We start from the raw sequence: 25,877 nt of genomic DNA on the forward strand, positions 1-25,877 counted from the left end.
TCGGTCATGGGCGCGGTCTGGTCGCGAATACCTCGTGTATTTCGGTTCCGACCAAGCGTGGATCCTGCTGGGCTTGCACCGACATGCCGTGCTGATCGAACAGTTCGCGGACTTCTCGCAGGCGATCCTCGATGTCGTGGATCTCGGCGACGACGGCGTGAATACGTCGCCAGTCCGTGTCGGTGATGCCGCGCAAGACATCCAACTCCGCGCGCTCGACATCGACTTTGAGCAAGCCGATCTCCCGGTCGCGGCAGTGTTCGTCGAGGATCGCCGAGACGGTGGTGACCTCGACCTGCAAAGGCACGCCTTCGTGCAGCCCGTTGGTGATGAGCCCGATGGCTTTGTCGTCCAGGCCACAGTTGCGCAAATAGATCCGGGTGGCTTGATCGTCCGCCTCGCGGTCGGCGAAGAAACCGGAGTTCGCCGAAGCGCGCGGGTACCAGGTGAATGCTTGGGTACCCGGGCTGGCGCCGACCGCGAGTTCCAGGGAGAGCCCGGCCGGGACATGCGCCGCGATGTTGCGGTCCAGGCAGCGATAGGTCATCGGCGCGGGCTCGACGGCGATGACCTGGATTCCGGGGCAGATATCGGCGAACATCATCGCGGTCAGGCCGATGTTCGCGCCGATGTCCAGGGCGATATCGCCGGGTCGAAGGTGTTCGGCTGCCCGCCGGTAGAACCCGTGTGCCGAGGTCGTCTCACCCCACAACATGCGGGCCTCGGCCGGACTGGTGCAGGTCACCGTTCTGCCGTCGTCGAGCCGCAGTTGCTGCAAAGCTGTGGTCAGCATTGTTCCATGAACCTCTCCAGGACGGGGCCGATCACGGCCAGGGCATGCGGATGGCTCAGCTCGAGGTGACGGGCGTCCACGACGACGTTGTGCACCTCTCCGCTGACGTAGGGCCGCCACGTGTGGACGAGCCCGTCGTGGTCCGGGTGGTCTTTCCCGGCGGTGAAGAACACCACATCGCCGTCGAACACCTCGGGCCGGTGCGCGGCGGATATCTGGCTCGCTGTCTGGAAGCTCTCCATCACCCGATCGGTCTGCTCGGCGCTGAACAGGCCGGTCGCGACCACCTGATCGCGGATGATGTGCCAAGCCTGTTCATGACTGCCCGCCTGCACGTCGTCGTCGAGGCCGAACAACTCTCGCCAGCCACCGAGCAGATCGGCCATCAGCTGTCCCGGTGCGGGTTGGTCGGTTGGCGCCGATTGCGGCGGCGCGTCGGCCGCGCAGTCGAGCAGGGCCAGCATGCCGACCAGGTCGCCGTCGCGTCGTAGCCGGACCGCCATGGCGTGCGCGATCTGACCACCCAACGACCAGCCGAGCAGGTGGTACGGACCCGCCGGTCGCACGCGGCGAATCTCGGCCACATACCGGTCGGCCAACTCGTCGACCGACCGCGCATCCGGCTCGCCGGATACGACGTGGGGATCCTGCAACCCGAACACCGGCCGATCCGGATGCAAATGTTCGACGAGGCCGCCGTAGAACCACGCCAGACCGCCCGCCGGGTGCACGGCGAAGACCGCAGGTTCTGTTCCGCTCCCACGCAGCGCGAGCAGCACCTTCATCCCGGAGTGGCCGTCCGCGTCGTCGGCCCGGCGCGCCAAGGTTCTCGGCGTGGCATCCTCGAACATCCAGGGCAACTCGATGGTCACTCCGCGCGCACTCGACTCGGTCACCGCCATGGTGGCCAGCAGGGAATTGCCGCCCAAGTCGAAGAACCCATCGGTCGCCCCGACCCGCGGCACGCCCAGGACCCGCGCGTACACCTCGGTGAGCACCTTCTCGGTGTGCGTGCGCGGCGCGACGTACCGCTGGACCGATCCCTCGAAATCGGGCGCGGGCAACGCTTTCCGATCCAGCTTGCCGTTGACCGTCAGCGGCAGATCGGGCAGGACCATGACCACCGAGGGCACCATGTAACTGGTCAGCACTTCGGCGGCGCCCGCGCGGACCTGCCCCGGATCGAGCCGCTGCCCATTGCTGCTGACGACGTAGCCGACCAGCTGGTCCACGTCGCGCTCGTGGCGGTGCACCGCCACGGCGGCCCGCGACACCGCAGGATGGCGCAGCAGCGCCGACTCCACCTCGCCCAGTTCGATCCGGTACCCGCGTAACTGCACCTGCGCGTCGGCTCGGCCGAGGTAGGTCAATTCGAGCCCCTCGGTGGTCTCGTGCCAGCGCCCGACATCGCCGGTGCGATACAACCGCCCGCCGTGTGGATCGAACGGGTTCGCCACGAAGCGGCTCGCCGTCGACGCGGGCGCTCGCAGGTAGCCGCGCGCGAGTTGCCCTCCGGCAACATAGATTTCGCCACGAACACCGACCGGCACCGCTTGCAGTCGGTCGTCGAGCACGTAAACCCGCAGCCCCGGTAGCGGCGTGCCGATCCCGGCGGCGTCCGGACTGTCGACCTCGGCGAAGGTCACGTGCACGGTCGTCTCGGTGATCCCGTACATGTTGACCAATCGCGGCGATCCGGGCTGATGTGCGGCCAACCATCCGGTCAACCGCGCCGCATCCAGCGCCTCGCCTCCGAAGACCACATACCGCAGCGCGAGATCGCCGCAGCCGCACCCGGATTCGCGGTATCGACGCTCGGCGTCGACGAATCCGTAGAACGCCGACGGTGTTTGGCTCAACACCGTGACACGCTCCCGCGCAACCAGTTCCACGAATGCCTCCGGCGACCGGGAGGTGGCGTAGTCGACGACGACCACGCGGCCCCCGCTCAGCAGCGCGCCCCACATCTCCCACACCGCGAAATCGAAGGCGTAGGAATGGAACAACGTCCACACGTCGTCGGGGCGCAGGTCGAATCGCTCGGTGGCGTGGGTGAAGAGCGTGACAGCTTCGCGATGGCTGACGGCCACTCCCTTCGGCGTACCGGTCGACCCCGAGGTGTAGATCACGTAGGCGAGGTTGTCCGGCCGCGCGGCCGCGGGTAGCGGGCGGTCCGCGACCAGGTCCGGGGCCGCTTCGATCAGGACCGTCGGCGCCGCGTATTCCGGTATGCCCGTCGCCGACTCGGCCGATGTCAATACCGCTGCGGGACGCGCGTCATCGAGGATGAACCGCAAACGCTGCGGAGGGTTGGCCATATCCAGCGGCAGATATCCCGCCCCCGCGCGCACCACCGCGAGCAGCCCGACGACCAGATCGAGGGAGCGCGGCAATGCCACCGCCACCAGGGTTTCCGGACCCACACCGTGTTCGGCGAGCCGAACCGCGAGCCGGGTCGCGCGCCGGTCCAACTCCGCATAACTCAGCTGCGACACGCCGTCGGTGACCGCGATCGCATCGGGCTGGGCCGCGACCTGGGCGGTGAACAGCTCGGCCAGAGTCACTTCCGCGACCGGACCGCCGTCGACTCCGGCGGCCGCGAGCACTTCGTGCCGCTGGTCGGGGTCCACGATGTCGATATCGCCCACCGCGACAGCGGGATTCGCGGTCGCCTGCTCGAGGATTCGGCTGAACGCGCGCGCGAAACGAGACATCGTCTGCTCGACGAACAGATCGGCGGCGAAGGTCAAGCGGCAGGCCATGCCGCTCGGTGCGCCCCCGGCGTCGAACTGTTCGACGAGTTTCACGTTCAGATCCGCGCGGGCCTGGTCGAAGCCTGCTTCGATCGGCTCGACGGTGAGCCCCGGCAGTTCCAACGTGGCCGCGCTGAGATCCTGGACGTCGAGGGTCACCTGATACAGCGGCATGTGCGCGGTCGACCTGCGCGGATTCACCACCTCCACGACCTGCTCGAACGGCACATCGGCGTGCGCGAACGCGGCCAGGTCCGTCTCGCGAGTGGCGGCGAGCAACTCCTCGAACGGCTGCCGGGCCGACACCCGTGACCGCAACACCAGCGTGTTGACGAACATGCCGATCAGCTCGTCGAGTTCGCGATCGCCACGACCGGCCACCGGGGTGCCGATCGCCACATCGTCCACACCGGCCAGCCGTGCCAGCAGTACGTTCAACGCGGTGTGCAGGACCATGAACACCGTGGCGTTGGCCGCGCGTGCGAGTGCCTCGATGCGGACATGCAACTCGGCGGACAGCTCGAAGTCGACCGTGCTGGCGCGCATGGACGCGACCGGCGGCCGCGGCAGATCGGTCGGCAGCTCGAGCAGCTCGGGCACACCGGCGAGGTTGTCGGTCCAGAATCGCAGCTGCCGGGAGACCAGCGAATCCGGATCGGTCTCGGCGCCGAGCACCTCGCGCTGCCACAACGCGTAGTCGGCGTACTGGATACGCAAGGGCGGCCAGTCCGGTTGCCTCCCTTGCCGACTCGCCTCGTAGGCCACTGCCACATCCCGTGCCAGCGGCATCATCGACTGACCGTCGGAGCAGATGTGGTGCACGCAGATCACCAGCACATGATCGCGTTCGTCGAGGGCGAACAATTCGGCTCGCACCGGTGGCGCCTTGGTCACATCGAAGCCCGCGGAGACCACCGCCGCCGCTCGTTCGAGCACCTGCCGTTCGTCGACCCGGATCGGGCTCAGCGCCGGCGCCACCTCGGCGGTGTCGACCATGACCTGCCCGGGCATTCCGTCGATCAGTGGGAACTTGGTGCGCAGCGACTCGTGCCGGTCGATGACCAGCGCGCACGCCTGCCCCAACGCATCGATGTCGAGTTCGCCGCGCAACCGGATCACCAGCGGAATGTTGTAGCCGCCGACCGAGGTGTCGAACTGGTTGAGGAACCACATGCGCTGCTGGGCCGGGGACAGCGGCACCCGCGCCGGGCGGGGGCGCGGTGTCAGCGGCACGGCGAGCCGGCGCTCGGCTTCGCCGAGACGCGCGGCCAGCTCGGCGACGGTCGGTGCGTCGAAGAGGTCTCGGATACCGAGGTTCACCTCGAGTGCCGTGCGCAATCGCGCGACCGCCCGCGTCGCGGAGAGCGAATTGCCACCGAGGTCGAAGAAGCTGTCCGTCGCGCCGACCGCGCCGATACCGAGGACTTCGCCGAAGACATCCGCGATGCGCTGTTCGGTCTCGGTGCGCGGGGCGATCCGTTCCCGTTCGTCGGGGAACCGCGGTGCCGGTAGTCCCGCCCGATCGAGCTTGCCGGTCGCGGTGAGCGGGAGTTCGGTCAAGGGCACGAGCAGATCGGGCACCATGTGCGCGGGCAGGCGCCGCCGGGCCGCGGCCTTGATGGCGTTCACATCGATGTGGCTGTCGCCGACCAGATAGCCGACGAGCCGATCGGTGCCGCTCACATCGGCGCGCGGCACGACCGCCGCGTGGTCGACGCCGGGACAGTCGGACAGTACGGTTTCGATCTCGCCGAGTTCGATGCGTTGACCGCGGATCTTGACCTGGAAATCGCGGCGACCGAGATACTCCACGGTGCGGTCGGTGCGCCAGCGGGCCAGATCGCCGGTGCGGTACATGCGCGAGCCCGGCGCGCCGAACGGATTCGCCACGAACGACCCGGCGGTGGCGCCGGGGCGGTTCAGATACCCGCGGGCCAACTGGATGCCCGCGAGATACAACTCGCCCACCACCCCGATGGGCACCGGCCGCAGCCACCGATCGAGGACGACGGCCTCGACGCCACGAATCGGCCCGCCGATCGTCACCACATCACCGGGAAGCAACGCGTCGTTGATCCCGGCCAGCATCGTGGTCTCGGTCGGTCCGTATCCGTTCGACAACCGCCTGCCCGGCGCCCACACCGAGATCAACTCCGGTGTCACCGCCTCGCCGCCCGCCATCAGCACACGCAACGAATCCATCCCGGCCGGCGTCATGGTAGCCAGCACACTCGGAGTGAGGAACGCGTGCGAAACCTTTTGCGTGCGAATGAGTTCGGCCAACTCGTCCCCGGCGAACGCGTCCGGCTCCGCGACTACCAGCACTGCGCCGCTGGTGTGCGCGAGCAGAACTTCCAGGAACATCGCGTCGAAACCGACGCTCGCGGCGTGCAGCACACGCGACCGGGTATCCACACCGAAGCGATCACGCAGGACGGCGGCGAAATTCGCCAGCCCCGCATGGGGGAGTTCGACGCCCTTCGGAATCCCGGTGGATCCCGAGGTGTAGATGACATACGCCGTGTCCTGGATCCGTGGCGTCCGCGAGCGCTCGGTGTCGGTGACGGCCGCCGCGGACTTCGCCGCGATGGCGGCCTCGGTGTCCGGATCGTCGAGGACCAGCGGGCGCACCACGTCGGGAAGCAGATCCCGGGACGCCGTGGCGGTGAGCGCGACCCGCACGCGGGAATCCGTGATCAGATGCGCGACACGCTCTGCCGGATTGCGCGGATCGATCGGCAGGAACGCCGCACCGGTTTTGGTCACCGCCCACAGGCTGGTGACGAACTCGATCGACCGCCCCAGCGCCAGCGCGACCTGATCGCCAGGGCCGACGCCCCACTCGATCAATTGCCGCGCCAGCTGGTTCGAGCGGGCGTCCAATTCGGCGTAGGACATCGTGCGCGGACCCGAAAGCAGCGCCGCCGCATCGGGATTCACTCGCACGCCCGCGGCGAACAACTCGGCAGCGAGCTGCGGCGTTTCCGGACTGCCGCCCGTCGCGGGCACCAGCTCGCGTCGCTCGGCTGCCGACAGCAGATCCACCGAATCCAGCCGCGCGAACGGATCGGTCGCGATCGCGCGCAGCACGATGTCGAACCGGGCGGCGAGACCGGACGCCGTCTCGTCGTCGATGTGATCCGGCTGATAACGCAGGCGAACCCGCAGGAGGTCGGTGTGGTGTGCCTGCACGGTGATCGGATAGTGCGCGGCGTCGCGGCCGTCCGCCGCGATCACTCGCATCCCGTCGACGTCGGCATCGCCGAGTCCGCTGCTGTCGACCGGGTAGGACTCGAACACGACGAGGGTGTCGAACAGGGCGACGGCATCCGCAGCCGCCAGGATCTGCGGCAGTTCGAGATAGTGGTGGTCGAGCAGTCGGGTGTTGTCGGCCTGCAGTCGGGTCAGCGTTTCGGCGATGGTCCGGTCCCGGCGGACGTCGGCGGCGACCGGAATCGTGTTGATGAAAAGACCGATCATCGACTCGATCCCGGGCACGTCGGCGGGGCGGCCGGACACCGTGCTGCCGAACACCACGGTGTCGGTGCCGAGCAAGTCGCCCACCACCACTGCCCACGCGAACTGCACGATCGTCGCCATCGTGACCGAGTGTGCGCGGGCGAAGTCCGCCAACTCCGCTGTCGTATCGTGATCGAGATCGATCGTCAGATCGATCGGGATGGTCGCGGACGTCTCGGTGTGCGCACCGGCGATCAATGTCGGCTCGGTGACGTGGCGTAGCGCGTCTCGCCAGACCTCGATGCTCGCGGTGCGATCACGGCGCCCGAGCCATTCCAGGTAGTCGCGGTAGGACGCGGCAGCGGGCAGCGACTGCTGCTGGGCGTCCGCGGCGTACAACCCGATGAGCTCACGCCACAGCAGTGGCAGCGACCAGCCGTCGAGCAGCAGGTGATGCGCGGTCACCAGCAGCCGGAACTCGTTCGGGCGCACCGTGATCAGCAGGAACCGCAGCAGTGGGGGATCGGCCGGATCGAATCCGGTGGCCCGCTCCGCGTCGATCACCTCGTTCAGGCCCACCGCGTCCCCGGACAGCGTGATGCTGCGCCACGACACCGCCGTATCGGTAGGAATCACCTGCACCGCAACGCCTTCCGCGGTGCGAGTGAAGGCGGCCCGTAGGTTGGGGTGGCGGGCGAGCAGGGCTCGCGCGGCGCGCTCGAGCCGGTTCTCGTCGACCGCGCCGGTCAGGGTGAGCGCCGATTGCGCGAGGTAGACGTCGATCCCGCCCGCGGCGATCTCGGCGTGGAACAGCAGCCCCGCCTGCAGCGGCGCCAATGGCCACACCTCGCTCAGCGGTCCGTACCGGTCGGCGAACTCGTCCAGTTCGCGCTGGGTGAGGTCCACGAGCGGAACATCGGTCCGCGACAGCCCCCAATCCTCGGTCGCCAGCGCCGCGATCGCGGTCATGGCATCGACCCATTCGCCGGTGAGTTCGGCGACGTCGTCGTGGTCGAGCAGCCGCGAGGCGTAGCCGACGTAGGCCGAAAGCCGCGGCCCGGCAGCGCCGTCGATGACGTTCACATCGAACGTGAGCACCGCCGCCGCCGGCATATCCGGATCGAAGGCGGCTCGGCGGTCGAAGGACTCGTCGGTGGGTACCCACGGCAGATCCGACAGTGTCGCGAGGTCGACGCCGACCCGGCCGAGATAGTTGAGACTGATCTGCGGTTCGGGCAGCGCGGCGAGCCGGTCGGCCGTGCCGGGATTCGAATAGCGCAGCAGGCCGTAGCCGATGCCCTTGTCCGGGATGGCGCGCAGCTGGTCCTTGACCGATTTCACCGCCGCGCGCAGGTCCGCTGGATCGGTGTCGCTCAGGTCGAACGCGACCGGATAGCGGGTGGTGAACCAGCCGACGGTTCGCGAGAGGTCGGCGCCCGCGGCGAGCTGCTCTTCGCGACCGTGGCCTTCCAGCAGGACCTTCATGCCCGCGTGCGCGTCGCCGCGACGGCTACGCCAGCGAGTCAGCGCCACGGTGAGCGCGGCCAGTATCACCTCTTCGACGCTGCCGCGCACGGCGCGGGGCACCTCGTCGAGCAACGGCGAGCTCACCTCGACCGGGAGCGACACCGTCAGCCCACGCACGGTCGCCTGCGTATCTCGCGTGGGATCCAGCTCCGCACGCCCGAGGAGCGGATCCGATGCCGAAGCGATCCGCTGCCAGAGTTCGACTTCCCCGGTTCGCTCGGCCGCCGCGGCGGTCAAGGCGTGCGCCCACCGACGCATGGAGGTCCCCGGAGCCGCCAGTTCGACCGCCCGGCCCTGAACGACTTGCTGCCAGGCGGACACGAAGTCGGGCAGCAGGATTCGCCACGACACCGCGTCGACGGCCAAGTGATGGATGACGATCAGTGCCCGGCCCTCGGCGTCCACACCGGACTCGGGCAGCAGGCACACGACGTGTACCAGCCTGCCCGCCACCACATCGAGCCGGTCGTACGCCGCGGCGGCCGCCGCTTCCACCACGGCGGTGAAACCGGCGCTGCCCGGAGCCTCGTCGGCGCCGAAGGTTCCCATCGAGACCGAATCGGCGGCCTCGGCGGCGCTCGGTGGCGGCACCTCCCAGCGTTGCCCATCGACCCGCGACCGCAGCACGTCATGGTGTTCGATGATCACCCGTACGGTCGAGACCACGTCATCGATACGCGCGTCACGCGGCAGACGTACCAGCATCGACTGCGCGAACCGAGCCGGCGCCCCTAGGCACTCGACGAACCAGGACACGATCGGCGTCCACGGAAGATCGCCCACCGCACCGCCGGGCAGCTCGACAAGGCTCGCCCGTTCGGCGGTCTGCGCGACCCGCGCCAGCCCACGAACCGTCTTGTGCTCGAGAATATCCCGGGCCGTCACGGTGATCCCCGCCGCCTTCAGGCGCGCGGCCAGCTGAATCGACATGATGGAGTCGCCGCCGAGCGCGAAGAAGGAGGTCGTCGCCCCCACCGTGGACACACCGGTGACGTCGGCGAAGGCCTCGGCGATGGTGTGTTCCAGAGGGTTCGACGCGGCGACGGCGACGTCTTCGGTGGTCTGGAAAACCGGCTCGGGCAATGCTTCCCGATCCACCTTGCCGGACGAGGTGAGCGGCAGGTGGTCGAGCACGGCGATCGTCGCCGGCACCATGTGTGCGGGCAGGGCGGCGGCCAAGTGATCGAGCACCGCGCTCGGTTCGACGACCGTCGCGGGTTCGGCCGTGACGTACGCGGCCAGCACCGGGCGCCCACCGGGGCCTTCTCGACTCACGGTGACCGCGGTGGCGACCGCCGGATGGGTCAGCAGCGCGGCGTCGATCTCGCCCAGCTCCACGCGCTGGCCGCGAATCTTGATCTGGAAATCGAGGCGGCCGACGTACTGTAGCGTGCCCTGCGCGGTCCAGCGGACGATGTCGCCGGTCCGGTACATCCGCGAACCCGGCGCACCGTGCGGGTTCGCCACGAACGAACCTGCCGTTGTCCCCGGCCGATTCAGATAACCGCGAGCCAGTGCGGCTCCGGAGAAGTACAGTTCCCCGGGCACTCCGATCGGCACCGGCCGCAGCCTCGCGTCCAGTACCACCGCCTCGGCACCGCGAATCGGTCCGCCGATGGTGAGCACCTCTCCCGGCTGCACCGGGTCGCTGATCGTGATCACGATCGTCGTCTCGGTCGGGCCGTAGATGTGGTGCAGCCGCCGCCCGGCCGCCCAGGCGGCGATCAGATCCCGTGCCACCTTCTCGCCGCCGACCGCAAGCATCCGCACCGAATCCACCTCGCCGGGCGACATCGTCGCCAGCACACTCGGTGTCAGGAACGCATGCGTCACCTGATGGGCCCGGATCAGTTCGGCCATGGCCGGGCCGCCGAGCACCTCCGGCGGCGACACCACCAACGCCGCACCGGCCGCATGCGCCATCAAGGCTTCGAGCAGTACCGCGTCGAACGCGGGCGCCGCGGCTTGCAGCACGCGCGAGGTGGCCGCTACCTGATAACGCTCACGTTGCTCGGCCGCGAAGGCCGCCAGCCCCTCGTGGGTGACCATCACACCCTTCGGTGTCCCGGTCGACCCCGACGTGTAGATCACGTATGCCGTATCCCTGATCCGAAGAGGGCGAGGGCGATTCGCGTCCGACACGGCATGGCCGGGCCGCGCGGTGATCTCGGAGGCGGTGCCCAGGTCGTCGAGTATCAACCAGCGGACGCCATCCGGCAGGGACGGCCGCGCGGCCGCGACGGTGACGCCGACCTCGGCACCGGAATCATCCAGCAGATATGCGATCCGCTCCGGCGGATAACGCAGGTCCACCGGCACGAACGTGGCGCCGGTCTTCGTGATCGCCCACATCGCGACGTGGTAGTCGGCCGAGCGCGGCACGACCAGTGCGGCGCACGTCCCCGGACCCACGCCCCAGGAAAGCAGCTGCGCCGCGAGCTGGTTGGCGCAGTGGTCGAGCTCGCCGTAGCTGAGCGTGCGGGTGCCGTCGATCAGGGCGATCGCCCCGGGAGTCGTCGCCACGGCCGAGGCGAGCAGATCGGGTAGCAGACGCGGCGCTGGGGCGTCACCGCCGCGCGCGGGGAGCAGCCGTTCGGCCTCCTCGTCATCGATCAGTGACACCTCGCCTATCGGGCGGGCCGGATCGGCGACGACCGCGTCCAAGACAGACACGAACCGCTCGGCCAGCGCTGCTGCCGAAGGTTCCACGAAAAGATCTGTCGCATAGACGATTTCACCATCGAGACCGGCCGGTCTGGTACCGTCGAGGCGTTCGTTCAGCAACACCGTGAGGTCGGTCTTGGCTTGGGCGACATGGGGATCGAGCACTTCGACATCGACGTCGGACAGCTGGAAACCGGCAGCCGCGGTGTTCTGCAACCCGAACAGCACCTGATACAGCGGCGTGTAAGCCGTCGACCGTGGCCGGTCGAGCACATCGACCAATCGCTCGTAGGGGAGATCCGCGTGCGCGAGCGCCTCGAGGTCGATGTCGCGCAACTCGGCCACGAATTGCCGGAACGACCGGTCGTCGCGGACCGGCGTGCGCAGCACCACCGTGTTGACGAACATGCCGACCAGGTCCTCGAGCGCCGGGATGCCACGGCCCGCGACCGGTGTGCCGACCGACACGTCGTCGGTATGCGCGGTGCGCGCCAGCACGATCGCGAGCGCGGCGTGCAGAACCATGAAGACGGTCACGCCCTCGCGACGGGCCAGCCGCACGACCTCCTCGTGCAGCCGCTGCGGGATGTCGAAGCGGACACTGCCGCCGACCATCGACATGGTCGCGGGCCGAGGGTGGTCGGTCGGCAGGTCGAGCAACTCGGGGGCGTCGCCGAGAGTATCGATCCAATAGGGGATCTGCCGCGCGATCATCGATGCGGGATCGTCCTCGGCGCCGAGGATCTCCCGCTGCCACAACGCGTAGTCGGCGTACTGAACCGGCAGGGGTTTCCAGTGCGGCGCAGAGCCTTGCACGCGCGCGTGGTAGGCGGCGAAGATATCGCGCGCCAACGGCGCCATCGACGCGCCGTCGGCGGCGATGTGATGGACGACCAGCACGAGGACATGCGCGTCGGGGCCTGTCCGATACAGCCGTGCTCGCAGGGGCACCATGTGCGCGACGTCGAAGCCCATCTCGACGGTCTGCCGTATCCGCTCGGCCAGCACGGTCTCGTCGGCGACCGGCTCCGGGTCCAGCGCCGAGCCGTCGACCACCTGCGCCACATCCCGCACGACCTGACATGGCTCGCCGCCGATTGGGGGATACACCGTCCGCAACGGTTCGTGCCGAGCCACCACATCGCCGAATGCCGCGCGCAGCGCCTCGACGTCGAGCGCGCCGGTCAACCGGGCCGTGAAACTGATGTTGTAGGCCGCCGAGGCGGTGTCGAACTGGTTGATGAACCACAACCGGCGTTGCGCCGTGGCCAGCGGGACAGTCGCCGGGCGTGGCCGCGCTGCGAGCGGAATCAGCGCCGCCCGCGGCCGCTGCGCCAGCCGTGCCGCCAAACCGGCGATCGTCGGTTCCGCGAAGATGTCCCGGATGCCGACTTCGACGCCGAGCGCTGTCTCGGACCGTGCGGCGATCCGAACGGCCGACAGGGAGTCCACACCGATTTCGAAAAGGTTCGCCCGCACGCTCACTTGCCTGGCACCGGTGACCGCGGCGACGATATCGACGAGTGCCGCTTCGCTTTCGGTGCGTGCCGGGACGAATTCCTCGCCGTCGTCGAAGGTAGGCGCCGGCAAGGCGGCGCGGTCGAGTTTTCCGTTCGAGCTGAGCGGCATGGCGTCGAGCACCTCGACGCTGGCCGGTACCAGATACGACGGCAGCAGTCGCGAAAGCCGCTCGCGGATCGTGCGCCCATCGGTCACCGCCGCGGGCGCTAGCGTCACATAGGCGACGATGCGTTCGGAGGTCGCGACGATCGCGGCGCGGGCCACCTCCGGCAGCGCGCACGCCGCCGCTTCGATATCGCCCGGTTCCACCCGCTGACCGCGCACCTTCACTTGGAAATCGCTGCGGCCCAGGTATTCCAGCTCACCGCTGCGCGTCCACCGCACCAGGTCGCCCGTGCGATACATCCGCTCCCCGGGCGCCCCGAACGGGTGCGCGAGAAAGGCTGCGCAGGTGAGGTCGGCTCGCGCGTGATATCCGCGCGCCACCTGCACACCCGAGACGTACAGCTCACCGACGACCCCGACGGGCGCCGGTCGCAGCCGCTTGTCGAGGACGTAGACCCGCATCCCCGCCACGGGCGCGCCGATCGGGACCGTCGCCGAGGTCCGCGCACCCGGCAGGCAGCGCGCGGCCGTGACCACCTCCGCCTCGGCGGGGCCGTACCAGTTCACCACCTCGGCCTCGGGGAATACGCGCAGCGCGGCGTCGACGGTGTGCTGTGCCAGCGCCTCACCGGCGACGAAAATCCGTCGGACGGAGCGCAATTCGGTATCGCCCTCGGATTCGAGCAAGACCTCGAGCATCGACGGCACGAAGTGCACCGTGCTGACGTCACGACTCGCGATCAGGTCGGCGAGGTAGGCCGGGTCCCGGTGCCCGCCGGGTTCGGCCACCACGATCTGCGCGCCGACCTGCAACGGCCAGAACAACTCCCACACGGCGATGTCGAAGGTGATCGGCGTCTTGTGCAGGACCGTATCGGACGCCGTGTGCGGCCACTGCTGCTGCGCCCACGCCAATTGACTCGTGGTCGCGGCGTGGGTCAGGGATACGCCTTTGGGAACCCCGGTCGAGCCGGAGGTGAACAACACGTAGGCCACGTTCTCCGGCCGCAGCGGCGCGAGCCGTTCCGCGTTTGTGATCGGGAGGCCGGACACTTCGGCGAGTTCGAGTCGATCGATGCGAACGGAGTCGAAACCGGCGGGCAGACCATAGTCGTCTGCCGAGGTGGTGAGCACCAGCAGCGGACGTGCCGTGCCGAGCACACTGGCGATGCGCGCACTTGGTTGGTCCGGGTCTATCGGTAGGAAGGCGGCACCCGCCTCGACCACCGCATACAGTGCGGTGACCAGCTCGATCGAACGCCGAACACAGACCGCCACAATACTTTCCGGCCTTGCGCCGCAGGAGATGAGCCGCCTCGCCAACCGGTTGACGCGGTCGGCGAACTCGCGGTAGGACAGCGCCTCGCCGTCCGCGAGCCGAATCGCCGGGGCCTCAGGGGTGCGTTCGACCTGGTCGGTGAAGGCGTCGACCAGGGTCCGGCCGACCGAGGCGGGGTCGCCGGTGTCGTTCCAGTGGTCGAGCACCAGCTGCCGCTCTCCGGCATCGAGCAGATCGATAGCGCCGATCGGCGAATCGGCGTCGGTCGCGAGACCGTCCAGCACGCGCACGAACCGATCGGCGAAACGCTGCGCGGAGTCGGCGTCGAACAGGTCGGTGGCGTAGGTCAGGCGCAGCGTCATGCCGCTCGGCTCGTTGTCGGGCCCGTGCTCCTCGGTCATCATCAGCAGCAGGTCGTAGATCGCGGCGCTGTCCCCGGGATCGATGGTCTCGATGGTGAGGCCAGGAAGTTCCACGTGCGCCCGCACCATGTTCTGGTAGGCGAGCATCACCTGGAACAACGGCGCGTGTGCCGTCGATCGTGCCGGATTCAGCACCTCCACCAGTTGCTCGAACGGCACGGCGGCGTGATCGAAATCCTCGATGTCGTTGTGCCGCACCGCGTCCAGCAGGTCGATGCCGGTCTGCTCGAGCCCGACGCGGGTGCGCAGCACCAAGGTGTTGACCAACATTCCGACGAGATGGTCGAGTGCCCGGTGCCCGCGACCAGCGTGCGGTACGCCGATCGTGATGTCGTCGCTGCCGGACAGCCGCGACAGCAGCACCGCGAGTGCGGTGTGCACCACCATGAACGTCGTGGCTTTGGCTCGCTGGGCCAACGCCTCCACCCGGCCTTGCAACTCGGCCGAAATCTCGACCCGCAGCACCGCGCCGCGGTGGGACTGCTCGACCGGGCGCGGCCGATCGGTCGGCAGTTCGAGCAGTTCGGGGATACCCGCCAGTCGGGTTCGCCAGTAGGCGATATCGCGGAACAGGGGCGAGTCCGGGGTGTCGGGCGAACCGAGCACCTCGCGCTGCCACAGGGCGTAATCGGCGAATTGAACGGTGAGTGGCGCCCAATCCGGGAGATTTCCCCTGGTCCGTGCCCGATACGCGGTCACGATATCGGCGGCGAGCGGTGCCACCGAATAGCCGTCACAACTGATGTGGTGCACGGCCACCGCGACCACCCAGGCCGTATCCGACAGCTGATACAGCGCGACCCGAAGCGGCACGCCCTTCGAGACATCGAACCCGGTGCTCGAGAACGCGGCCAGCCGGGGGACCAGCTCGCGCTCCGCGATCCGCCGCGGGGTCGGATCCAAGCCCGCGACGACGTCGGCCGCGTCCAGCACCACCTGCGTGGGCATGCCGTCGACGGGCGGATACATGGTCCGCAAGCTCTCGTGACGGGCGACGACATCCCCGACGGCCGCGGCGAGCGCATCGACATCGAGCGCGCCCTCGAGCCGAATCGCCAGCGGCACGACGTAACCGGGCAAGGCCGGATCGAACTGGTTGAGGAACCACATTCGGGCCTGCGCCGTCGACAACGGCAGGCGCGGCGGTCTCGGTCTCGGCGTCGGGTCGGGCAGCGCGGGCACCCCACGCAGCTGTGCGATCCGTTCGGCCAACTCGGCGACGGTGGGCGCCTCGAAGATCATCCGGACCGGCACGGTCGCATCGACGACGGCCCCGATCCGGCTCAGCGCGCGCGTGGCCACCAGCGAATTCCCGCCCAGGTCGAAGAAGTCGTCGTCCGCGCCGACCGCGGGCAGACCGAGCAACTCGGCGAAGACCTCGGCCACGACTTGCTCCACCAGCGAACGCGGTGCCCGGTAGCCGGCCTCGTGGTCGCTCGGCTCCGGTTCGGGCAAGGCCCGATAGTCGACCTTGCCGTTGGCCGTCAGTGGCACGGTGTCGATCCGGACGATCGCCGAAGGCACCATGTACGCCGGCAGCCGCTCCAGCAGGAAGCGTCGAATCTTTTTGGTGTCCAGAGCTTCCGGGGAGACAACATAGGCGACCAAGCGGTGCTCGTCACGGCCGGGACGCACCCGGGCGACGGCCGCGCTCACCTGCTCGTGCGCGAGCAGGGCGGCCTCGACATCGCCCAACTCGATTCGCAGTCCGCGGATCTTGACCTGGTTGTCGGCGCGGCCGACATAGTGCAGGGCGCCGTCCTTACCCCAGTGAACCAGGTCGCCGGTGCGGTAGAGGCGGGTTCCGCGGGCACGGTCGAACGGATCGGCGACGAACGTCGCCGCCGTCAGCCCTGGGCGCTGGTGGTATCCGCGGGCCAGCTGGATGCCGCCCAGATACAGCTCGCCGGTCACGCCCGCCGGTACCGGATGCAGTCGCGAATCCAGCACGTGAACGATCACATTCGGCTCGGGAACACCGATCGGAACGGCGGCGCCGTTCATCCCGTCGACCCCGTCGACGTGGTACGCGGTGACGCTGACCGCGGCCTCGGTCGGCCCGTACAGATTATCGATGCCCGCGTCGCTGACTTCCCGCAATCGCCTGACGGTTTCGGTGGGCAGCGGTTCGCCGATGCACAGCACTCGCCGCAGATCCGGGAAGTCGCGGCCGGTGGCCGTCTCCTGGAACACCGAGAGCAGCGACGGCACGAAATCGGCTGTCGTCACATGATGTTCGGCGATCAGCCGGGCCACCGCATGCGGATCACCGCTTCCGTCGGGGCCTGCGATAACCACTGTCGCGCCGGATACCAAGGGGCAGAACAACTCCCACACCGACAGATCGAAGGTGACGGGCGTGCGCAACAGCATGACGTCGTCGCCGAGGTGGTAGTGCTCACGCAGCCAGCGCAGCTGATTGACCACCGCGGCATGCGCTATCGCCACCCCCTTCGGTACCCCGGTCGAACCGGAGGTATAGATGACATAGGCCAGATTCTCCGGTCGCAGCGGCTCGAGCCGATCGGCGTCGGTCAACGGCGAGGGATCCTCGTGCGCGGCGCCGAGATCCGCGAGCGTCCATACCGGAACGTGGCCGGGCAGATTCGCGTCGTCGCCGGGACGGGTGAGCGCCGCCCTCGGCCGCGCTGCGGTCAGCACGGCGCGCACGCGCTCGCGCGGATGGTCCTGGTCCAAGGGCAGGTACGCCGCGCCGGCCGCGTGGATGGCATACAGCGTGATCAGAAGGTCGACCGAGCGCCGCATGGCCACGGCCACAGTGGTTTCCGGGCCCACACCGCGTGCGATCAACGCGCGGGCCAGCGCGTTCACCCGTCCCGCGAACTCGCGATAGCTGAGCCGCGCGCCGGTCTCGGCGTCGAGCACGGCGGTGTTGTCCGGCGTCGCCGCGGCCTGGGCGGCGAACAGGTCCGCGACTGTCGTCGACGGCAGTGGGGTCCTCCGCCCGGTCTCTCGCGCGACGAGCTCGCGCGCTTCCCGGGCGGTCAGCAGCTCGACGTCGCCGACCGGCTGGGCGGGATCGGCGACCATCGCCCGCAGCAACAGCACGAAGCGTTCGAACATGGAGGTGATCGTCGCCTCGTCGAAAAGATCCGTCGCGTAACCGAATTCGACGGCCATCTCGCCCGGTTCACCGGCGCGCGCCGTGGTGTCGACGAGGTTGAGATGCAGATCGTACTTGGCCACACTCGGATCGGCGGCCCGCGCCGACACCGTCATGCCCTCGAACTCCACGGTGGGTATCTCGATGTTGTGGAACGAGAATCCGACCTGTGTCAACGGCGCGTGCGCCGTCGTGCGAGGCGGATTCAGCACCTCCACGATCCGCTCGAACGGGATGTCGGCGTGGTCGAAAGCGGCCAGATCCCTCGCTCGCACCTGCTCCAGGACTTGCAGGAAGGACGCGCCGGGCTCGATGCGGGTGCGCAGCACCAGAGTGTTGACGAACATGCCGATCAGGCGCTCGAGTCCCGGCTCGGCCCGACCGGCTATCGGTGTGCCGACCGCGATGTCGCCGGTTCCGCCCAGCCGGGCCAGCAGTACGGCATACGCGGCGTGCAGCACCATGAAGACTGTCACGTCGTGGCTGCGGGCCAGCGCGACTATGTCGCGACCGAGGTCGGCGGGCAGCGTCGCCGACACCGTCGCGCCGCGGAACGATTGCCGGGCCGGGCGCGGCCGGTCGGTGGGCAGGTCGAGCACTTCGGGCAGATCGGCCAGTGCCGTGCGCCAATACTCGATCTGGGTGGCGGCCGGGGAGTTCGGCTCGTCCTCGGCGCCGAGCCATTCACGTTGCCACAGCGCGTAATCGACGTACTGCACGGGTAACGGTGGCCACTGTGGCGGCCGCTGCCGGACGCGGGCGTTGTAGGCGGTCACCAGGTCCGCGGCCAGCGGTGCGAGCGATGATCCATCGAAGCTGATGTGATGGACGATGAGGACCAGGGTGTGCTGCTCGCAGTCCTTGCGCAGCAACGTGATTCGGAACGGCACGTCGCGGGTGACGTCGAATCCGGCCGCGGCGGCCGCGGCGATGTGCGCCGCTATGTCGTCGGCCGCCACCTCGATCGGCTCGAGCATGGACATCTCGGCTCGAACCGGCACGATCAGCTGGTGTGGTCCGTCGTCACTGTCCGGATAGATGGTGCGCAGCGTTTCATGGCGGCTGAGCACATCGGCGATCGCCGCGCGCAGGGCGCGCACGTCGAGTGGTCCCGCCATGTCCACGACCAGCGCGATGTTGTACAGCGCCGAGCTCGTGTCGAACTGATTGAGGAACCACATCCGAGCCTGGGCGGGCGCGAGCGGAATCCGCGTCGGCCGCTCCCGCGCGACCAGCGCTTCTCGCCCGGGTGCCTCGATGGCCTTCAGAGTTTGCGCGAATGCCGCGAGGGTCGACGCGTCGAAGACGGTGTGCAGCGGAACGTCGACGCCGAATACGGCGCTCAGCCGCGCCGCCAGCCGCGTCGCCGACAGCGAGTTGCCGCCGAGGTCGAAGAAGTTGTCGAGCACGCCGACGCGATCGAGGCCGAGCACAGCGGCGCATACATCGGCGACGATCTGCTCGGCCGCGTCTCGAGGCGCGACGAATTCGGTCTCGGTGGTGAATACCGGCGCGGGTAACGCCGCGCGGTCGGCCTTGCCCACCGAGGTCAGCGGCAGCGAGTCGAGCATTGTCAGCGCGTCCGGAACCATATGCGACGGCAGGTGTTGTGCGGCGTGGGCCCGCAACTGCGCGATGTCGACGGCCTCGGCCGCCGGCGTGACGTAGGCAGCGATTCGCGGCCCGCTCTCCGTGGCCACACTGACCGCCACCGCCGCCGCCACGGCGGGATGCCCGGCGAGAACGGCTTCGATCTCGCCGAGTTCTATGCGCTGGCCGCGGATCTTCACCTGGAAGTCGGTGCGCCCGTGGTATTCCAGCGTGTGCTCGGGCGTCCAGCGGGCGAGGTCACCGGTACGGTACATGCGGGTACCGGGCTTGCCGAACGGATCGGCCACGAACGCCGAAGCGGTCTCCCCGGGCCGATCGAGGTAGCCGCGAGCGAGGTGGATGCCACAGAGGTACAGCTGTCCCGTCACCCCGACCGGTACCGGCTGCAGATTCTCGTCCAACACCAGGGCCGCGACACCGCGAATCGGGCCACCGATCGTGACGCGGGCATCGGTGCGCAGCGGGTCGCTGATCGCGACCATGATCGTGGTCTCGGTGGGCCCGTAACCATTGAACAACCGACGGCCCGGACCCCACACCGCCGCCACCTCCGCCGACACCGCCTCGCCACCGGCCACCAGATCCCGCAAGGAGTCGGCACCGTCGGGCGACATGGTCGCGAGCACGCTGGGTGTGATGAACGCATGCGAAACGCGCTGCGTATGAATCAATTCCGCCAATCGGTCACCGGCGAAGACCTCCGGTGGCGACACCACGAGCGCGGCGCCGTTCGGATGGGCCATCAGCAGCTCCAGCACCAGCGCGTCGAAGCCAGGAGCCGCAACCTGCAACACCCGGGCGGAACTGTCGATCCGATAGCGGTGACGTTGTTCGGCGGCGAAATTCGCCAAGCCCGTGTGCGTCACAGTGACGCCCTTCGGCTCACCCGTCGACCCCGACGTGTACACCACGTACGCCGCATTCGAGACCCGGCAGGGCCGGATCCGATCGGTGTCGGTCACGGAGCCGGAAGATTGTGCGGCAATGCGGATCTCGCTGGCCGGATCGTCCAGCAGCAACCGGGGTGCCGTGGGAGGCAACAGATCCTGGGTGGCCCGCGTCGTCAGCACCACCCGCGCCCGCGCGACCATGAGCGCGACACGCTCGGCGGGATTGCGCGGATCCACCGGGACGAATGCCGCACCGGCCTTCGCCGTCGCCCACATCCCGACCACGAGTTCCACCGACCGACCGAGTACCAACGCGACCTGGTCGTCCGGACCTATTTCCCACTCGATCAACAACCGGGCGAGCTGATTCGACCGGACATCCAACTCCCCATACGTCATCGTGCGTTCCGCGGCCACGATCGCCACGGCGTCCGGATTCTCGACCGTCAGCAACTCTGCCAGCACCAGCGGCTGCTCGGCAGCGCCGCCCGACGCGGGCACCAGCGCGGCTCGCTCCCGCGGTGACAGCACATCGATCACACCGACGCACTCGTCCGGATTCGACACGACCGACGCGAGGATCCGATTCAGTCGCCCGGCGAAATCCTCGATCGTCGCCCGATCGAACAAGTCCGTGGTGAAGTTGATCCGCAGTCCGAGATCACCTGCGGCGCTGGTGTTCTCGGCGACGGTGATGACGAGATCGACCTTCGCCGGTTGCGGTCCCGGATCCAGGACCTCTACGGTGAGCTCGGACAGTTCCAGGCGCGGGCGGTGCATGTTCTCGAAGGCCAGGTACACCGAGCACAGCGGGTCGCGCGCCGCCGACGGCATCGCATCGACCACCTCCGTGACATGTTCGTAGGGCAGATCGCTGTGGGCGAAGCCATCGATATCGATGTCTTTGACCCGGGCCAGGAACTCGGCGAACGGCTCGTCGCCGCGGACCTGGGTGCGCAGCGGCACGGTGTTGACGAACATGCCGATCAGCGGTTCCAGCACGCGCTCACCCCGGCCCGCGACCGGCGTCCCGATGGTGACGTCCGCCGAGCCCGACAACCGGGCGAGCACGACCGCGACCGCGGCGTGTACGACCATGAAGCTGGTGGCGTTCGCCGCGCGCGCCAACCGCTCGATCCCGGCGCGTGTCTCGGCAGGGACGACGGTGTCGACGACATCGGCGAGCATGGATCGGCGAGCTGGGCGCCGACGGTCGGCGGGCAGTTCGAGCACTCGCGACATTCCCGCCAATCGCGTTGTCCAATAACGCAGTTGGCGTGCGGCGAGCGAGTCCGGGTCGTTGTCGTCGCCGAGCACGTCGCGGTGCCAGATGGCGTAGTCGGCGTATTGCACGCTCAGCGGTTGCCAGTCCGGCGCGTATCCCTGAGACCGTGCTCGGTAGGCGGCCGCGAAATCCGCTGCGAGTGGTGGCAACGACGATCCGTCACAGCAGATGTGATGCAGGACGACGACCAAGGTGTGTCGGCGACGGTCGGTGGATGCGAACAGCGCGATCCGGATCGGCGGACGTCGGCGCACGTCGGTGCCGGTCGAGGCCAACTCCCGGATTCGGTGCTCCAGTTCGTCCGGCTCGGTGACTCGCGGGGTCGGATCGAGATCGGCGGCGACCTGCTCGGTGGGCAGAATCACCTGCGTGCCTCGACCATTCACTGCCGGGTACACGGTGCGCAGGGATTCGTGTCGTCGCAGCAGATCGGTGAGCGCCGAACGTAGCGCCGTGGCGTCGAGCTGTCCGGTCAGCTGCAATACCAGTGGAATGTTGTAGGCCGCCGAGGTCGGATCCGCCTGATTGATCAGCCAGATCCGATTTTGCGCCGGTGCCAGCGGGATCGGCTCGACGCGTGGCTGTGCCCGCAGGGCGGGGCGGCTGTAGTGCGGCCCGACGTCGATATGGGCGGCGAGCCGGGCGACGGTGGGATTGGCGAACAGGTCGCGCACCGATACCTCGGCGCGGGTCAGCTCGGCGATCCGGACCGCGGCGCTGGTCGCGGTGAGCGAATTACCGCCCAGTTCGAAGAAGTTGTCCAGCACACCGATCCGCGGGACACCGAGAACTTCGCCGAAGACCTCGGCGACGGTCTCCTCCGCGACGGTGCTCGGCGCGACGTACGCCGCGACCGAATCGATGACCGGTTCGGGCAGCGCCCGATAATCCACTTTGCCGTTGACGGTCAAGGGAATCGCCGGCAAAACGACGATGTGTGCTGGGACCATGTACTCCGGCAGCAACGACCCGACGTGCGCGCGCACCGCCTCGGGTTCGAAGACCGCTTCGTCGGTGGGCACGACATACGCGACCAGCCGAGCCGCTTCCGTCCCCGGCAGGTGCACGATGACCACCGCCGCCGCGACCGCGCTGTGACTCAGCAGCGCACTGCGGATCTCGTCCAGCTCGATCCGGAATCCGCGCAGCTGCACCTGCTGGTCGGCGCGACCGCGATATTCCAGCTCGCCCTTGGTATTTCGGCGAGCGACGTCGCCGCTGCGATACAGCCGCTCGCCAGGGCGGCCGAACGGATCGGCGACGAAGCGTCCCGCGGTCAATCCGGGGCGGTCGAGATAGCCGCGGGCCAGTTGGCCGCCCGCGACGTAGAGCTGCCCCCAGGCGCCAAGTGGCACCGGGCGCAGGTGCTCGTCGAGAATGTAGACACGCAACCCCGACAGCGGCGGCCCGATCGTGCTCGGCGCGCCCGGCACGGCGATATCCGGTGTCAGCTCCAGATAGGTGACGAACACGGTGGTTTCGGTGATGCCGTAGCTGTTGGCCAGCACGGGCAGATTCGGATTGTGCCGGTACCAGGTCGACAAACCGGCCGGGTCGAGCGCTTCGCCGGAGAGCACGACCAGCCGCAGTCCGAGCGCGCCGTCGGGCTCGCCCGCATCCGCGTAGCGCCCCCGGGCGGTGACGAATTGATCGAAGGCCGAGGGGGTTTGGCTGAAGACGCTCACCCGCTCGCGCGCCACCAGCCGCACCACGTAGTCCGGCGAACGCGTGGCCAGGCTGTCCACCACGACAACGCGACCGCCGGTGGTCAGCGCGCCGAAAATCTCCCACACCGAATAGTCGAAGGCGAATGAATGGAACAGTGTCCAGACATCGTCGCGGCGGATTCCGATGCCGGCACACGCGTTCGTCAAGTAGGTGGCCACCGCGCGATGGGTGATCGGCACACCTTTCGGCCGCCCCGTCGACCCGGAGGTGTAGATGACGTAGGCGATGTTGTCCGGACGCAGCGGGCGGAGGCGCTCGGAATCGGTGATCGGATGCGCGGTCTCGACTTCCTGCTCGTCGCCGAACAACACCACTCGGCCCGGATCTCCAGGCACCCGCTCGCGCAGACTCCGTGTCGTCACGACCGCGATCGGATCGGCATCGCGCAGCACGTAGTCGAGTCGATCGATTGGGTGCGCGAGATCCAGCGGGAGATATCCGGCGCCCGACTTCAATACGGCCAACGCCACGACGATCAGGTCGGCATCGCGCGGCATCGCGATCGCCACCAGCGATTCGGGCCCAGCGCCGCGGGCGATCAGCGTGCGGGCGAGCCGGTTCGAACGCTCGTCCAACTCGCCGTAGGTGAGGGCGATCGTGCCCGCCGTGACGGCGACCGCGGACGGGGTGGCCGCGGCCTGCCGGGTCAGCATATCGACGAGCGTCGCGGTGGTCGCCACGCCGTCGCGGCCGGCGAGCTCGCCGAGAATGCGCTGCCGCTCCGCGGAAGCGGCGAGCGGGATGTCGAGCACGTGGGTGTCGACGGGCGCGGCGATGATCTGCTCCAGGAAGTCGACGAATCGGTTGATGTGCATGTCGAGTTCGTCATGGCTGTACAGGTTGGCATTGCCGTGCAATTCGATGAGCAGGGGCGCATCGGACCCGGAGCGGTAGAGGTTCAGCTGCAGATCGTCCAGGGCGCCGGAGGTCAGGGCACGATAGCGACCCACCGCCGAACCGAGGCGAATCTCGGAATCGAAGAACAGGATGTTGACGATCGGGCCGAACGAGGTCGCGGCCGGGTCCAAGGCGGCGGAATCACGGCGAAGATCCTCGAAGCGGTAGAGCTGATGACGCATCGCCAGGACGAACTCGGACACCGACGCGCGAATCAGTCCTTCCACGGTGGTCGTCGCGTCCACGGTGAATCGGATCGGCACCATGTTCGCCAACATCGCGGCGGCATTGCGCAGTCGCATGGTCACCCGTCCGGTCACCGGCAGTGACAAGACGACGTCGTCGGTGTCGGTCATGCGGGACAGGAAGGCGGCAAAGGCGGCTCCGAGCACCTGTGCGGGCGAAGCATCCAGATCCTCGGCGAAACGGTCGAGCCCGGCGGTCAGCCGTGACGGCAGCCGCCGGCCGGCGAAGCGATCGTCCTCGCTCCATTTGGCGGTGCGACCGGACAGACTCGTGGTCGGCGGCAGATCCGCGACCTTGTCGAGCCAGTACGCCTTGTCCTTGTCGAATCGGGCGCCGGCGCGATACTCCTGCTCCATGGCGATGATGTCGGCCAGCCGCGCCGCCACCAGCGGGGCAGGCGGCCTTCCCTCGAGCAGCGCGTTGTAGTGCTCGGCCACCCGGTTCAAGCCGTTGAACGCGCCGTAACCATCGATCACCAGGTGGTGGGCGCGCCCGTACCACAGATACCGGTCCTCGCCCAGCCGGATCAGGCGTGTCACGGCGAGCCGGTCCCTGGCCAGATCGACGATCTTGGTGTTGTAGTCCCGCCGCATCCATTCCATCGCCGCCGCGTAGGGGTCGTCTTCGGCGCTGAGGTCGAGCAACGGTTCGTCGTAAACGAAGCTGTGATCGACGAATTGATAGGGGTGGCCGGCGGATTCGACCACACGGACCACGAGCGACTCGGATTCGTGGGCGGCAATGTTTACCGCCTTGGTGAACGCGGGGTAGTCTATCGGTCCCTCGATCTCGACGTAGTGCGCGATATTGACGTTCGGACCGCCCGGCAGGTTGTTAGCGAGCCACATTCCGTACTGCGCCCTGGAAAGCGGAATCAGATCCGGATCTCGGTCCGCAGACGTGGCTGAATTCGAACTCATCGTCTAACCCCTCCTAGAATTCCGGACACGAGAACAGCGCACAACAAAACCCCGCCCGTGCCCGGGCATTTCCTGAACGTCCAGATGCACTTACATACGCACTTCATCTGCATTGTGAATGGCAGCACGAAGCCGCGGCCGCTCCTCGACGGATACGGCTCCAGGTGTCGGCGCCTTTCAAATGTATTTCGACCCCCTGTCCCCCGACCCTGTCTACAACAACTGTGCAACAAATTCGTCGTGAGGCGGCACGACGATGCCACTGTAAACCCGTTGCGGCCGAAAAACACCTGGCCACGCCGGTCGTTGCGGAACCCGTTAGACGTGTCGAACTAAGTACGTTTTGTCCGAATTCAAATGCGATTCGTGTTGTCGGCTCCGCCGATCCCTGTGCCACACCGGGTTCGCGACGTCAACCCAATGTTCGACTCCGACCCGCTCGGCTGCCGCTTCGAACATAGATATGCCCCTTCGTTCGTTCGAAAAGACAACATGCTCACAACATTCCCGCGCCGATACGGTACGGGAACCTGATGCGGCCGCGGTGTAGGTAAACCCGCTGCACCGTACCCATTTAATGCTACTGAATACCTGCTTTCTTGTCTCGCACTCCATGCGAATCGATCGGCTAACGAATGCCCTGGGCGCGGCGA

At 68.1% G+C, this 25,877-nt stretch carries 2 protein-coding genes; both read right to left on the minus strand.

Annotation, left to right across the window (positions count from 1 at the left end):
- Positions 1–4: 4 nt before the first annotated feature.
- Positions 5–793: an FkbM family methyltransferase gene (locus T333_RS28930; protein ID WP_496426470.1), complete on the minus strand. Its 789-nt coding sequence runs from the start codon at positions 791–793 to the stop codon at positions 5–7.
- Entirely contained in the window at positions 787–25,224 is a 24,438-nt protein-coding gene (locus tag T333_RS28935) for a non-ribosomal peptide synthase/polyketide synthase (protein WP_496426471.1), read from the minus strand. Before T333_RS28935 ends, T333_RS28930 begins: the two co-directional genes overlap by 7 nt.
- Positions 25,225–25,877 lie beyond the last annotated feature (653 nt).

Source organism: Nocardia sp. CNS-044 (assembly GCF_059570515.1).

What these genes read in the sequence shown, in the direction of transcription:
- T333_RS28930 (WP_496426470.1), bottom strand. Translation starts at nt 793, where the DNA reads ATGCTGACCACAGCTTTGCAGCAACTGCGGCTCGACGACGGCAGAACG.
- T333_RS28935 (WP_496426471.1), bottom strand. Translation starts at nt 25,224, where the DNA reads ATGAGTTCGAATTCAGCCACGTCTGCGGACCGAGATCCGGATCTGATT.